The sequence below is a fragment of the Pseudomonas sp. HP_14 genome, from assembly GCF_055283875.1.
Genome location: NZ_JBTOQI010000044.1, coordinates 15460 through 28516, shown reverse-complemented (window position 1 = coordinate 28516; position 13057 = coordinate 15460). Strand labels below are relative to the sequence as shown.

The window sequence follows — 13057 nt, the reverse complement described above, 5'->3', positions numbered from 1 at the left end:
ACACCCTGAATGAACTTTCCAGATGAGCGGTGTCAGCGACAGAAAAACGTCATATCTTTGGCGACGGAAAGACGTCATGCAAAAACGATTGATACCCTCAAAACCATATAGAGCATGGCCTGCAGCTCGTCAGCTAACCATTTTTTGCACTTGTTTGATGCATCGTTAATGCGCTATGAACGAAAGCGCGGCGTTGTTGGGCATAATCAGATTTTGCTCAAAAAGAAGCCCCGACACGGTGCTTGGACACCGTGTCGGGGCTTACTAAAGTATTACTCTTCGGCCGCAGGTGTATTTGGCGACTATCCCTGAGGTACAGGCATCCCCTTGGGCCACAGCAACCAGATATTGCCCTTCTGTTTCATATCACCGGCCAAGTGGCCTGCCTCATCACCCGTGCCCCAGAACAAATCGGCACGAACCTCTCCGGCAATCGCGCCGCCGGTATCTTGAGCAGCAACCGGGCGAACCAGAGCGGTACCGTCCGGTCGGGTTGTTGATAGCCAGAGCAGGCTGCCCAGCGGGATCACTTTACGGTCGATCGCGACGCTGTAACCCGCCGTCAACGGCACATTCAATGAGCCGCGAGGCCCTTCGTTGCTGTCAGGGTTACGGGTGAAAAATACATAGCTGGGGTTGCTGCCCAATAGCTCGGGGATGCGTAACGGGTTGGCTTTGGCCCATGCGGCGATGCTGCCCATGGTGACGTCTTCCTTGGGAATCGCGCCCTGCTCTACCAGCCAGCGACCAATGGCCCGGTAAGGCCTGCCGTTCTGGTCCGCGTAAGCGATGCGAATCTGCTTGCCGTTATCCAGGCGTACCCTGCCAGAACCCTGAATTTGCAGAAACTGCAGATCCATCGGGTCGGTCAACCAGGCAACCACGGGCGCATTCAGGCCTTGGGCATTGATGGTGGCGGCATCATCGTAAGGCTTGAGTACACGGCCTTCGAGACGCCCGCGCAGACGTTTACCCTTGAGCTCCGGGTAAATGCTTTCCAGATTCACAATAATCAGATCGTCAGGTACGCCGTAGATCGGTACCGAGGCCTTGGCCGTCTTGGTCAGGCTGCCGGGATAGACCGGCTCGTAGTAGCCGGTGATCAAACCATCGGCGCTGCCGGTTGCGGAGCGCATGCTGTAGACCTGCAGGTTTTCCTGCAGGAAGCTGCGAATCTGCGCAGCACCTGCATCCAGGGGCACTGCAGCAGCGACAGCGCAGGTCGCGCCCCAGACCGCATCGGCCTTGAGTCGCACACAGGCGCTACGCCATGAGGCGAAACCGGCCTGCAGATCCGAATCCGAGACAGCAGGCAAAGCATCCCAGTTCGCCTGGGTATAAGTGGTGTGCGGCGGTGCCGGTGGTTCTGGCGGCGGTGCGGGCTGTTTATCACCGTTATCACAGCCAGCGAGCAGGATGGCAAAAGGCATGGCCAAGGCAAAACCCTTGCGCCATTGCTTGAAAGAGAGGTTCATGAGCACCGAGGCTCCCCTGGAGCGGTTTGGCTGGCAAGGGTACTCAATGCTTACGCCGGGCGAAACCCGGCATCGTGCAGTTAACGACGAACCTGTAGGAGTGAACTTGTTCGCGAGACGATCTTCCCGTGTTTGCAGGCCCGACGTCTCGCCAACAAGTTGGCTCCTACAGGTGATACGCGAAGCCAACACACACCGCGCCCCCCTGTAGGAGTGAACTTGTTCGCGAAACAATGTCCCAGTCAACGCAGGCCGATCGCTTCACCAACAAGTTGGCTACGAGGAAATATTGCAGTAAGGATTCACTTCAGCTGATTGGCAAACCGGCTCACGGCGCCTACCACCTGTCGGGCGCCTTCCTGGATTTCGACAATCACCGAACCCGCGTCATTTGCCAGACCCAATCCCTGCTCAGCCTGACCTCGACTGTTGGCCATGCCGCGTACAGCAGCATCCACCAGGTTCTGGTTTTGCTGCACCACACTGACAATTTCTTCGGTGGCGGTACTCGTCCGACCGGCCAGTTGCCTGACTTCGTCGGCCACCACCGCGAAGCCTCGTCCCTGCTCACCGGCGCGCGCCGCTTCGATGGCCGCGTTGAGTGCCAGCAGGTTGGTTTGCTGGGCAATCCCACCGATGGTCTGCACGATAGAGCTGATCAGCAACGATTGCTTGCCCAGCGCCTCAATGCCCTCGGAGGCCGACTGCATCTCAACGGAAATCTTGCGCATGGTGTCCACGGTGTCCTGCACCACCGTCGCGCCACGCTGGGCGCTCAAATCGGTGCGCTGGGATATCTCGAAAGCAATGCCCGCCGCCTCGCTGACCTCCACCTCGCGCTCGACCTGATCCGTCACTACGGTGGCGAACTTCACGACCTTATAGAGCTTGCCCTGAGCGTCGTGAACCGGGTTATACGTCGCCTCAAGCCAGACCACGCGACCATTAGCGTCGATACGCTTGAATCGGCTGGCGACGAATTCGCCACGGTTCAACGTCGCCCAGAATTCTTTGTACTTCGATGAAGAGGTTTCTTCAGTCTCGCAAAACATACTGTGATGCTTGCCCTTGATCTGCGAAAGGCTGTATCCCATACCGCGCAGAAACTGATCGTTGGCGGTAATCACATGCCCGCCAAGATCAAACTCGATGACCGCAGTCGAGCGCAGCAGCGCCTGAATGAACCCGGCGTTTTCCGTCGCCAGCTCAATCGCCTCGGTGATGTCTGAACCGAAGCAACGGATCTGCGACAACTTACCGTCTGCGCCCATGATCGGATACCAGATAGCCCTCACCCAGGCCAGGCTGCCATCCACTTTGAGGAAGCGGTAGTTATCGATGACCGATGTGCCCGCATCCACCGCAGCCCTCAAATTGCGGTAACAATCGAGCTGTTTAACGTAGGAAGGCACCAGTTCATCCATGGAGCGCCCACGCACGTGCTCGGCGCTGTAGCCCAGCGATTTGAGGAAGTTGTCATTAATCTGGGTAACGCGATAGCTGGGATCGAGGGTGATGGAGAGCATCTGCGCGTTCATGCCGACCTCCATCTGCCTATAAATATCCAACTCGGCTTGTTGCGCCTGTAATTCCTTTTTCAAGCGAGTGTTAAACATTAGGCCACCGATCAATCTGTTAAGTGTGTAAGTTTGTTTCCGGTTATCGGCACGTGGTGAGAACGGCTGAATGACCCTTGGTCAGATTTCAAGTCCCGCCCTGCAAACGCGCTACAGACCGCCGCATGCCTGAGGTTGGACTGTTTCGCGCTCACCACTTACCCCCGTATGAATGAATAAAGCAGACTTTCCGCAACGGCGCGGTTTTTTTGCAAGATGTTGCCTGCCACCTTTACTTGGCGGGTACGTCGTCTAGCATGGCTAGGGTCTCGCGTTACGTCTCCCCGCAGTCTCAAGGATGGTCGCCCCATGCCGTTCAGGTCATGAAGACCCAGAAGCGGTGACCGCTCTATCCTCTTGAATGGAGTTGAAAGCCATCGTATGAAAGCAATCGTTACCGGTATTACAGGACAGGATGGAGCCTACTTGAGCGAGTTGTTGCTCGAAAAAGGCTACACCGTCTATGGCACCTATCGCCGTACCAGCTCAGTCAATTTCTGGCGTATCAATGAGCTGGGCATTCAGAACCACCCCAACCTGCACCTGGTTGAATACGACCTGACTGATTTGTCGGCCAGCATCCGCTTGCTGCAGAAAACCGAAGCCACGGAAATCTATAACCTGGCCGCCCAGAGCTTCGTCGGCGTTTCGTTTGAGCAGCCGTTCACGACGGCAGAAATTACCGGCGTCGGCGTCGTTAACCTGCTGGAAGCCATTCGTATCGTTAACCCGAAGATTCGCTTCTATCAGGCATCCACCTCCGAGATGTTCGGCAAGGTGCAGGCCATCCCGCAAATTGAAAGCACGCCTTTTTACCCACGCAGCCCTTATGGGGTGGCCAAGCTTTATGCGCACTGGATGACGATCAACTACCGCGAGTCATACGGCATATTTGGTACCAGCGGGATTCTGTTCAACCACGAATCGCCTCTGCGCGGGCTGGAGTTCGTGACCCGCAAGATCACGGACTCGGTGGCCAAGATCAAACTGGGCCAACTGGAGTCGTTTTCACTGGGCAACATGGACGCCCAACGCGACTGGGGCTACTCCAAAGAGTACGTGGAAGGCATGTGGCGCATGCTTCAGGCTGACGAGCCGGACACCTTCATCCTTGCTACCAACCGCGTGGAAACCGTGCGGGACTTCGTCACCATGACGTTCAAATCCGTCGGCATGAACATCGAGTGGAAAGGCAAAGGAGAAGAAGAGCACGCGCTGGATAGCGAAACAGGCAAGGTTCTGGTGACGGTCAATCCGAAATTTTATCGTCCGAATGAAGTCGAACTGCTCATCGGTGATCCGGCCAAGGCAAAGAAAATCCTCGGCTGGGAGTCTAAAACCACGCTTGAGGAGCTTTGCCGAATGATGGTTGAAGCAGACCTGCTGCGTAACGAAAGAGGCATCAGCTTCTGATGAGTATTGCTGGCAAGCGCGCATTGATTACCGGTATCCAGGGTTTCACTGGACGCTTTATGGCCGCCGAGCTGGCAGCTCAGGGCTGCGAAGTCATCGGCATAGGTCGCCAGCCTTCGCAGCAGGCGGGTTACTTTCAGGCCGACCTGGCCGATGCGCCAGCGCTGCACAAATTGTTGGCAGAACTCCAGCCGGACATCGTGGTGCACCTTGCTGCGGTAGCTTTTGTTGGACACGGCGTGGCCGACGCTTTTTATCAAGTCAACCTGATAGGGACCCGCAATCTGCTGGAGGCCATTGACGCTTGCGGTAAAACCCCGGAGTGCGTGCTGGTCGCGAGCAGCGCGAATGTCTACGGCAACACGTCAGAAGGGTTGCTGAATGAGGCAGCCGCGCCTTCGCCGGCCAATGATTATGCCGTCAGCAAAATAGCCATGGAGTACATGGCCAGCCTTTGGCATAGCCGCCTGCCTGTCGTCATCACCCGCCCGTTCAACTACACCGGTGTGGGTCAGGACGAGAATTTCCTGCTGCCCAAGATCGTTTCCCACTTTTTGCGCAAAGCCGGGCAGATCGAGCTGGGCAACCTTGATGTGTGGCGAGACTTCAGTGACGTGCGCGCGGTGGTCAGTGCTTATCGGGGGTTGCTGGAGGTTCAGCCTATTGGCCAGACCATCAACGTCAGCTCGGGGGTCACTCACTCGCTACGCGAAGTGATCGACATGTGCAGCGAAATCACCGGCCATCAAATCATCACCGAAGTGAATCCGGCGTTTGTCCGGGAGAATGAAGTGAAGACGTTGTGCGGAGATAACTCGCGCCTGCGCGGCCTGTTGCCGAACTGGCAGACACCGCCACTGAAAGAGACGTTGCGGTGGATGTTGAAGCGGTAACCTGCAGATAATCCACACAGCTAAACTGGAATACATATCTGTAGGAGTGAGCTTGCTCGCGATAGCGTCAGGTAAGACGATAATTTCTCAACCGGTCAACTCCTATCGCGAGCAATGTGGATCGCCACCCCGGTCACTCCTACAGTAAAAGCACGCTAAATCAGGTGGCCATATTTGTTTGACAAGAGCCACCCGGCGTCCCTGACACCACGCTGTTGCGCAGCAAACGGGGACCGGTAGGAGCGCGCTTGGCCGCGATCAGGTCTGTCAAACGATGAGGATATCGCCTGTGCTGACGCTATCGCGAGCAAGCTCACTCCTACAGTAAAAAGCACTCCAAATCAGGTAGCTGCATACTGCTCGTGAGCGCTATGGAGGCTTTTGTTTACCAATCAGTGCAACGAAGCCTCTCTCGATTTCGCTACGTCTTCAGCCTTCACTTCACCATTGCTCTGCCCAAACCGGCGCAGTACAAACGTGCTGACCGCTGCCAGCTCGGTATCGTTGTAGGCGCGGGCGAAGTCGGGCATGCGTTGGTCGGCGCGGAGCATGCCTTGGGTGTGGCCTTCCAGTAACGTCGCCATCAGGTTGGTGCCTGCCGGATCGTTGACTGTTTTCAGACCGATCAAGGTCGCAATGGCCGACTGATTACCCGTACCGTCGAGGCGGTGGCAGCCCACGCAAGAGTCGGTGAAGACTTTGTTGCCAAGGCCTTTTTCCGACTTGTCGTTAACGGCAGCCGTCGGCCGCGGCACACCTTCACTACGTGCAGGTGTGGACTTGAGGTACACGGCGATGGCGTTCACATCTTCCGGCGTCAGGTAGCGCAGGCTGTGTTCGACAGCATCCGCCATCGGCCCACCAGCACCGCCATAACCCGGCGCGTAACCTTTGGAGAGGTAGCTAACCAGCGCCTCTTGCGGCCATGCACCGATCCCGTGTTTCGGGTCAGAGCTGATGTTGTAAGCACGCCAGTTGCCAATTTCGCCACCGGCCAGGGATTTGCCACTGCTCATGGCCTGGAAGATATTGCGCGGCGTGTGGCATTCGCCGCAGTGGCCGGGGCCTTGAACCAGATAGGCGCCACGATTCCATTCGGCCGACTGCTTGCTGTCGGGCACAAAACGCTCGTTACCGGCAAAAATTGCGTTCCAGAAGAACATGCCCCAGCGCTGGTTGAACGGGAACGCCAGATCGTTTTCCTTCGGCTTCTGGCTGATCGGCTCTAGGCTGAACAGATAGGCCTTGATCGCCAGAATGTCTTCACGCGGCATCAGCGTGTAAGAGGTGTACGGGAAAGCCGGGTAGTAATGCTTGCCGTCTTTGCCGACACCTTTTTGCAGGGCGCTGACGAACTCGTCGTCGGTCCAGTTACCAATACCGGTTTCTTTATCGGGGGTGATGTTGGGCGAATACAGCGTGCCAAACGGCAGCTTGAATTCCAGCCCACCGGCATAGGGCTTGCCGCCGGGAACCACGTGACAGGCCACGCAATCAGCCGCGCGGGTTAAATACTCACCTTTGCTGATGAGGCTTTGATCCGCAGCCTGAGCCGTGAGCGCAAAGCTTGCACCCAGCACGGCGAGCGCATAATTCAACGTTTTCATGATCGCGCTCCTTAAAGAGTGAAATAGCCGAAACGGCTCAGTGGCAAACGACGCTCGCGTACTTTCGACGCGGCGAACACGGCATTGACCAACGCGGCAGCGGCAGGCACTGCACCGGTCTCACCGACACCACCGGGGCTTTCTTCACTCTTGATCACATGCACTTCCACGGGAGGAGCATCACTCATGCGGATCTGCCGATAGGCGTGGAAGTTGGTCTGAACCACCTGGCCTTTCTCGATGAGGATTTCGTTGAACAGCGCAGCCGACAGGCCGAACAACGTGCCGCCCTCCATCTGCGACTCGACAGACCTCGGGTTAGTGGCAAAGCCGCAATCGACTACGGTAATCAGGCGCTTGATGCGCAGCCCTTTATTAGCCTGCACTTCCAGCTCGACGATAGTCGCCACAAAGCTGCCAAATACTGCGCTGACTGCTACGCCACGACCGTGGCCTGCTGGCAAAGGGGTTTTCCAGTCCGCAAGTTCTGCGGCTTTCTTTAATACAGCCTGAGCGCGAGGCTGTTCCTGCATCAGGCTCAAGCGGTATTCAACCGGATCAACCTTGGCGTTGTGCGCCAGCTCGTCGATGAAGCTTTCGACCGCGTAAGTGCTGCGCAACGGGCCAACGCCACGCCACCAGGAAACGGGGATGACGTCCGGGTCCTGGCGGATGTAGCGCACTTGCAGGCTGTCAAGTTTGTAGACCGGATCAATCGCAACCTCCACAGCGTCAGCATCCACGCCGCTTTCCGGCAGCTTGCCGACGTAGGCGGCCATGACTGAAGCGCCAGCGATGCGATGCTCCCAACCGACCGGTTTACCGTCTTTGCCCAGCGCCGCATTCATGCGATCCACATAGTGCGGGCGGTACTTGTCGTGGGTCATGTCCTCTTCGCGACTCCAGATCAATTTGATCGGGTAGCTGAGCTGGCGGGCGATGTCCACGGCCTGGAAGATGAAGTCCGACTCCAGGCGTCGACCGAAGCCGCCACCGATGAGCTGGTTGTGGATAACTACTTTATCCACAGGCAAACCGGCCACCTTCGCGGCGCCCATTTGCGCAAAGCCCGGCGCTTGGCAACCGACCCACAGCTCGCACATGTCAGGGCGAACGTGAGCAACACAGGTCATGGGTTCCAGCGGCGAGTGAGAAAGGAACGGCTGCTGGTACACGGCTTCGAACTGACTTGAAGAGTTCTTTAGCGCCGCGCTGATATCACCGGTCTGCTTGGCAAACACGCCATCTTTGGAACTGGCATCCAGCAGTTCTTTATCCAGTTGTGCGGAATCAATCGACGCATGCGGACCGAGGTCCCATTCGATTTCCAGCGCCTTGAGCGCTTGCTGGCAAGACCAGAAATTGGTCGCAGTAACGGCGACAGCATTCTCCAGGCGGACCACATCGCGCACGCCGGGGACTTTACGGGCCGCCTCGTCTTTCACGCTGCGCAGCTTGCCGCCGTGGACCGGACAGGTCAGCGACGAAGCAATCAGCATGTCGGGGATTTTCACGTCGATGGTGAACTGCGCCGAGCCGTTGACCTTGTGCGGCGTGTCCAGCCGTTGTGCCGAGGTGCCCAGCAATTTGAAGTCGGCGATAGCCTTGAGCGGCACATCCTTGGGGACCGGGAGCGCGGCGGCAGCTTCTACCAGTTCGCCATAGGCGAGTGACTTACCGTTCGGACCCAGCACCTTGCCGTTTTCGGCACGGCACAGGCTTGGCGCGACGTTCCAGCGAACGGCGGCGGCTTCGATCAGCAGCACACGGGCTGTGGCGCCAGCCTTACGCAGTGGCTCCCAAGTGTAGCGGGTCGATGAAGAACCGCCAGTGGCCTGGAACTGCAGAATGTTATCGGTGTAAAGCGCAGCGTCGGGCGGCGACTCTTCGATCCTGACCGAGCTGAGCGGCACTTCCAGTTCTTCGGCGACCATCATCGCGATGCCGGTCTGCACGCCCTGACCCATTTCGATTTTCGGCGAGATAACGGTCACCTGGCCGTCGAGCGCTACCCGTACAAAGGCACCAAAACCCGGTGAAGCCTTGTCACCCAGCCGTGCAGCGCTGACAGCCTCGGCAGCCATGCTGCGTGTTGCCATAGGCGGGAGCCAGGTGCTGATCACCAGCCCGCCGAGAGAAAGCGCGCCACCCTTGAGCAGCCCGCGGCGCGACACCGTCGCTGCAGATCCTTTTACTTCTGACATGGTGTGTTCCTTCAGGCCTGACTGACGCTTTTGATAGCGGCACGAATCCGCGTGTAGGTCGCGCAACGGCACAGATTCCCGGCCATGGCCTCGGTGATCTGTTCATCGTTGGCGTCAGGATGCGCTTGCAACAACGCCACAGCAGACATGATCTGCCCCGGCTGGCAGTAACCGCATTGCACGACTTCGTGCGCGAGCCAGGCTTTTTGCACTTCCTGACCGACCGGCAATTCGCCGACCGCTTCAATGGTGGTGACCTTGCGTCCGGCCACGGCACTGACCGGCAACACGCAAGAGCGCACGGCCTGGCCATCGAGATGCACCGTGCACACGCCGCACTGGGCAATACCGCAGCCATATTTGGTGCCCGTCAGGCCCAGCACGTCGCGCAGGACCCAGAGCAGTGGCATGTCTTCAGCGACATCCAGCTCATGCTCCTGACCATTGATCAGTAGTGTTTGCATCGTAAAACCTCTGGCATTCATCACGGTTAACCGCTGATGCGTCGCGTTGGCGACGCTGGTCCACAGCGGTGTCGGTTCTGTACGGTTTTTCTGTGATCACCCGGAACGTTGCCGGGTGATTTAAAAGTAGCGTGCCTATGACAACCCCGGAGGGATTAATCCGGTCGGCAGAAGCAAAAAAGAAAGACAGTTGGTATGGCAGACGCTCTACGGCGTGACTTGCGCAATACCTTGACGAGGATCGTCAGCAATACGTTCGTGCGCGAATAGTACGCTTGTGCTTGCCGGGGACGAAATGCCTATAACTCCGGGTTTCGTGCTTTAAGCACCGGGTTTGGAGTGGAACGCGACTTCATGTGGGAGCGGTGCTTGCCGCTGATACTTCACAAATCTCTGAACTATCGATTTGAGCTTTCCTATTCTTTCCGATCATCACGCCCACCTAAGATCAAGCTGCGCCACATGCCCGTGCAATCTTTGAGGTCGATCGATGAAGCTGGAAATATTCCGCACCCTCTGGGGTTATACCGCGAGTAAAACTCAGGCCCTGGAAGAACTGCTTGAAGCAGGATTCGACGGTATGGAAGCTCGACTCCCACTGGCCGCCGCCGAGCGGGCCGAGTTTGCGGCGTTCTTGCGTGCCAATCGGGTGGGGTATATCAGCACTGTGTTCACCGCTTACGACGTGCTGCCAGAACAATCAGCCACGGTCGCCGAACATCTCACTGATCTGGACAAGAAACTGGGCTGGGCCAGCGAACTGTCGCCGCGTTTCGTCAACGTACTGGCGGGCAATGATCGTTGGCAATTACCACAACAAGTAGAGTTCTTCGGTCAGGCCCTGGAACTGGCACGCAAGCACGGTCAGGTATGCACCTTCGAAACTCATCGCTCGCGCTCGCTGTTTAATCCGTGGGTGACCCTTGAACTGATTCGGCAATTGCCGGACCTGCGTTTCACCAGCGACATCAGCCACTGGATCGTGACCTGCGAGCGTCTGCTCAACGACCCCGAAGATGACCTGAGCGCTTTCGTCGAACGCGTCCATCACATTCAGGCACGTGTCGGCTACGACCAGGGCCCACAGGTGCCCCACCCTGCCGCACCGGAATACGCAAAAGAGCTGGCCTTCCACCAACAACACTGGGAAGCAATCTGGCGCTCACAACAGGAGCGCGGCTATCAAGTCACCACGCTAACGCCGGAATTCGGTGCCGATGGCTACTTGCACCACCTGCCCTTCACCAATGTCCCGGTGGCCGATCTATGGTCGCTGAACACCTGGATGGGCAAGACCGAACGCGAACACTTCCAGCGCTTCACTCAATCCACCCACCGCTAATGGAGCCTGTTGTCATGCCGGATCATTCTCAAGCCATCGCCAACTTCAACAGCATTCCGGTGGTGGACATCGCCGCTCTGTTCAGCACCGACATAACCAAGCGTCAGGCCGTTGCCGAAGAACTCGGCAAAGCGGCGCGGGAAGTCGGCTTTCTGTACATCAAGAATCATGGCATCGATACGCAGTTGATCGATGGTCTGCGTCAGGCGGCCAAGGACCTGTTCGCTCAGTCGCTGGATTACAAGATGCAGCACTACATCGGCACGTCGCGCAGCCATAAAGGCTTCGTACCGGAAGGTGAAGAGGTGTACGCCAAGGGTAAACCGGATCACAAGGAAGCCTTCGATATCGGCTTTGAAGTGGGTGATGAAGACCCGCTGGTGATCGCCAAAACTCCCCTGATCGGCGCCAACGAATGGCCGGACCTGCCAGGCTTCAAGCCAGCGGTGCAAGCCTATTACGCGGCAGTGTTCGCCTTGGGTCGGCGGCTGTTTGATGGCTTCGCGTTGGCACTCGGTCTGGAAGAGGGTTACTTCGATGCCATGGTGACGCGGCCACCTTCCAAGTTGCGTTTGATTCATTACCCATTCGATGACGCCGCCCAGGACGCGCCCGGTATTGGTGCGCACACCGATTACGAGTGCTTCACGATCTTGCTGGCTGACAAGCCGGGCCTGGAAGTGATGAACGATCTGGGTCAATGGATCGACGCACCGCCTGTGGAAGGCGCGTTTGTGGTCAATATTGGTGACATGCTCGAAGTGATGACCGCTGGTACGTTCGTTGCAACAGCCCATCGGGTCAGAACCGTCAGCGAAGAACGCTATTCGTTTCCACTGTTCTACGCCTGCGATTTCCACACGCAAATCAAACCGTTGCCGCAGTTCGCCAAGGCAGGCGCACAGGATTACGAGGAGATCACCATCGGCGAACACATGTTCGGCCAGGCACTGCAGACCTATCAGTACCTGCGCAGAAAAGTGGAGAACGGCGAATTGAAGCTTTATGAAAAAGCCCGCAAGCCTTCGAGCTTTGGCCACTTGAAAAACCAGGCGTCAGAACCGCTCTGATTTGTCTGAATACCCTTTTTCCAACCCTGACGTGCCTTACTTTTCTCTACTTTGGAGTCCTCGACGATGCGCAATAAAAAGAACATTGCTGTCCGCTTGACCGTGCTTGCCGCCGCCGTGTTCGGCGCGACGCTGGCGCACGCCGCCCCTACTGTTACACCGGGCGTGTTCAAAGTGGGTATGGAGATCACCTATCCGCCATTTGAATCCTACGACGAGAAGAAAAATGTCGTTGGCTCCGACCCCGAGCTTGCACACATGCTCGCCAAACACATGAACCTCAAAGCGGACTTCGTCGACACCAAATTCTCCAGCCTGATCCTCAGCCTGAACTCGGGTCACTACGACGCGATCATCTCTGGCATGTACATCACCCCGGAGCGTCAGACCCAGGCGCAGACCATCCCTTACGCCAAAACCGGCGCAGCGATCATGGTGCTCAAAGACAGCAAGATTAAACCCAAGGTGCCCGAAGACCTCTGCGGCCTGAAGATCGGTCTGGAAAAAGGCACCACCTGGGTTGCCCAGTTCAACAAGCTGTCAGTGGATTACTGCGTGCCGAACAACAAAGGCGCAATCTCGGTCAGCGAATTCCCATCGGCACCTGAAGTGACTCAAGCGCTGCTGTCCGGCAACGTTCAGGCTCAAGTGGAAATCGACGGCGCCGCAGGCATGATCGCCGAACGCACCAAAGGTCGCGTGGTGGTCAGCACCGAGCACTCAATCTATCAGCAGACGCTGGGCATCTACGTCAAGAAAGGCAACGAGGAGCTGTATCAAGCGCTGCTCAAGGCCTTCGACGAGACCAAGAAGTCTGGTGAATACGATGCGCTGCTGAAGAAATACAACCTGGAAGCGCCGAGTAACTAATTCACAGCATAACCCTGTGGGAGCGAGGCTTGCCCGCGATAAGGGCGATACGGTATTCAGGTCAATCACCTAAACCTTATCGCGGGCAAGCCTCGCTCCCACA

General features: G+C 57.3%; 9 protein-coding genes and 2 pseudogenes. 5 read left to right on the top strand and 6 right to left on the bottom strand.

Translation table 11 applies throughout. The features are described 5' to 3' along the window. Nucleotides 1-302 precede the first annotated feature (302 nt). From mltA to ACYASS_RS23245, 3 genes and pseudogenes are all read right to left on the bottom strand, one after another. Complete coding sequence (mltA, locus tag ACYASS_RS23255) at nt 303-1475, bottom strand: murein transglycosylase A (protein WP_463587857.1); 1173 nt, start codon at nt 1473-1475, stop codon at nt 303-305. A 302-nt stretch (nt 1476-1777) separates the two neighbouring features. Then, a pseudogene (locus ACYASS_RS23250) lies at nt 1778-2212 on the bottom strand (methyl-accepting chemotaxis protein); the annotation flags it as partial. Nucleotides 2213-2320: 108 nt separating this feature from the next. Then, nucleotides 2321-3001 (bottom strand): annotated as a pseudogene (locus ACYASS_RS23245) (PAS domain-containing protein); the annotation flags it as partial. A 471-nt stretch (nt 3002-3472) separates the two neighbouring features. Here ACYASS_RS23245 and gmd point away from each other — a divergent pair. Continuing rightward, nucleotides 3473-4504 (top strand): GDP-mannose 4,6-dehydratase, encoded by a 1032-nt coding sequence (gmd, locus tag ACYASS_RS23240; protein ID WP_463587856.1) that lies wholly within the window; start codon nt 3473-3475, stop codon nt 4502-4504. Further along, nucleotides 4504-5397 carry a GDP-mannose 4,6-dehydratase gene (locus tag ACYASS_RS23235; RefSeq protein ID WP_463587855.1) on the top strand — a complete coding sequence of 298 codons (894 nt, stop codon included), beginning with the start codon at nt 4504-4506 and terminating at the stop codon, nt 5395-5397. Before gmd ends, ACYASS_RS23235 begins: the two co-directional genes overlap by 1 nt. Nucleotides 5398-5789: 392 nt before the next feature. On the opposite strand, the gene ACYASS_RS23230 is transcribed toward ACYASS_RS23235, so the two are convergent. The 3 genes from ACYASS_RS23230 to ACYASS_RS23220 are packed head-to-tail and all read right to left on the bottom strand — an operon-like array spanning nt 5790 to nt 9672. Beyond that, entirely contained in the window at nt 5790-7004 is a 1215-nt protein-coding gene (locus ACYASS_RS23230) for a cytochrome c (RefSeq protein WP_243247091.1), read from the bottom strand. 11 nt (nt 7005-7015) lie between these two features. Then, the gene (locus ACYASS_RS23225) at nt 7016-9208 is read right to left on the bottom strand and encodes a xanthine dehydrogenase family protein molybdopterin-binding subunit (protein ID WP_463587854.1); all 2193 of its coding nucleotides are present in this window, start codon (nt 9206-9208) and stop codon (nt 7016-7018) included. Nucleotides 9209-9219: 11 nt separating this feature from the next. Then, on the bottom strand, nt 9220-9672 hold the full coding sequence (locus tag ACYASS_RS23220; protein ID WP_243247089.1) for a (2Fe-2S)-binding protein: 453 nt from the start codon (nt 9670-9672) through the stop codon (nt 9220-9222). Nucleotides 9673-10162: 490 nt separating this feature from the next. Between ACYASS_RS23220 and ACYASS_RS23215 the strand changes: the two genes are divergently transcribed. The 3 genes from ACYASS_RS23215 to ACYASS_RS23205 all read left to right on the top strand — a co-directional run bounded on the left by ACYASS_RS23215 (nt 10163) and on the right by ACYASS_RS23205 (nt 12954). Further along, nucleotides 10163-11014, top strand: coding sequence for a sugar phosphate isomerase/epimerase family protein (locus ACYASS_RS23215; protein WP_463587853.1), 852 nt, complete (start codon nt 10163-10165; stop codon nt 11012-11014). A 14-nt stretch (nt 11015-11028) separates the two neighbouring features. Beyond that, entirely contained in the window at nt 11029-12084 is a 1056-nt protein-coding gene (locus tag ACYASS_RS23210; RefSeq protein WP_243247087.1) for an isopenicillin N synthase family dioxygenase, read from the top strand. Between the two features lie 66 nt (nt 12085-12150). Then, on the top strand, nt 12151-12954 hold the full coding sequence (locus ACYASS_RS23205; RefSeq protein WP_463587852.1) for an ABC transporter substrate-binding protein: 804 nt from the start codon (nt 12151-12153) through the stop codon (nt 12952-12954). Nucleotides 12955-13057 lie beyond the last annotated feature (103 nt).

Bases quoted from the DNA above. Each gene is read 5' to 3' on its own strand.
- mltA (WP_463587857.1), bottom strand. From the start codon at position 1,475: ATGAACCTCTCTTTCAAGCAATGGCGCAAGGGTTTTGCCTTGGCCATG.
- gmd (WP_463587856.1), top strand. From the start codon at position 3,473: ATGAAAGCAATCGTTACCGGTATTACAGGACAGGATGGAGCCTACTTG.
- ACYASS_RS23235 (WP_463587855.1), top strand. From the start codon at position 4,504: ATGAGTATTGCTGGCAAGCGCGCATTGATTACCGGTATCCAGGGTTTC.
- ACYASS_RS23230 (WP_243247091.1), bottom strand. From the start codon at position 7,004: ATGAAAACGTTGAATTATGCGCTCGCCGTGCTGGGTGCAAGCTTTGCG.
- ACYASS_RS23225 (WP_463587854.1), bottom strand. From the start codon at position 9,208: ATGTCAGAAGTAAAAGGATCTGCAGCGACGGTGTCGCGCCGCGGGCTG.
- ACYASS_RS23220 (WP_243247089.1), bottom strand. From the start codon at position 9,672: ATGCAAACACTACTGATCAATGGTCAGGAGCATGAGCTGGATGTCGCT.
- ACYASS_RS23215 (WP_463587853.1), top strand. From the start codon at position 10,163: ATGAAGCTGGAAATATTCCGCACCCTCTGGGGTTATACCGCGAGTAAA.
- ACYASS_RS23210 (WP_243247087.1), top strand. From the start codon at position 11,029: ATGCCGGATCATTCTCAAGCCATCGCCAACTTCAACAGCATTCCGGTG.
- ACYASS_RS23205 (WP_463587852.1), top strand. From the start codon at position 12,151: ATGCGCAATAAAAAGAACATTGCTGTCCGCTTGACCGTGCTTGCCGCC.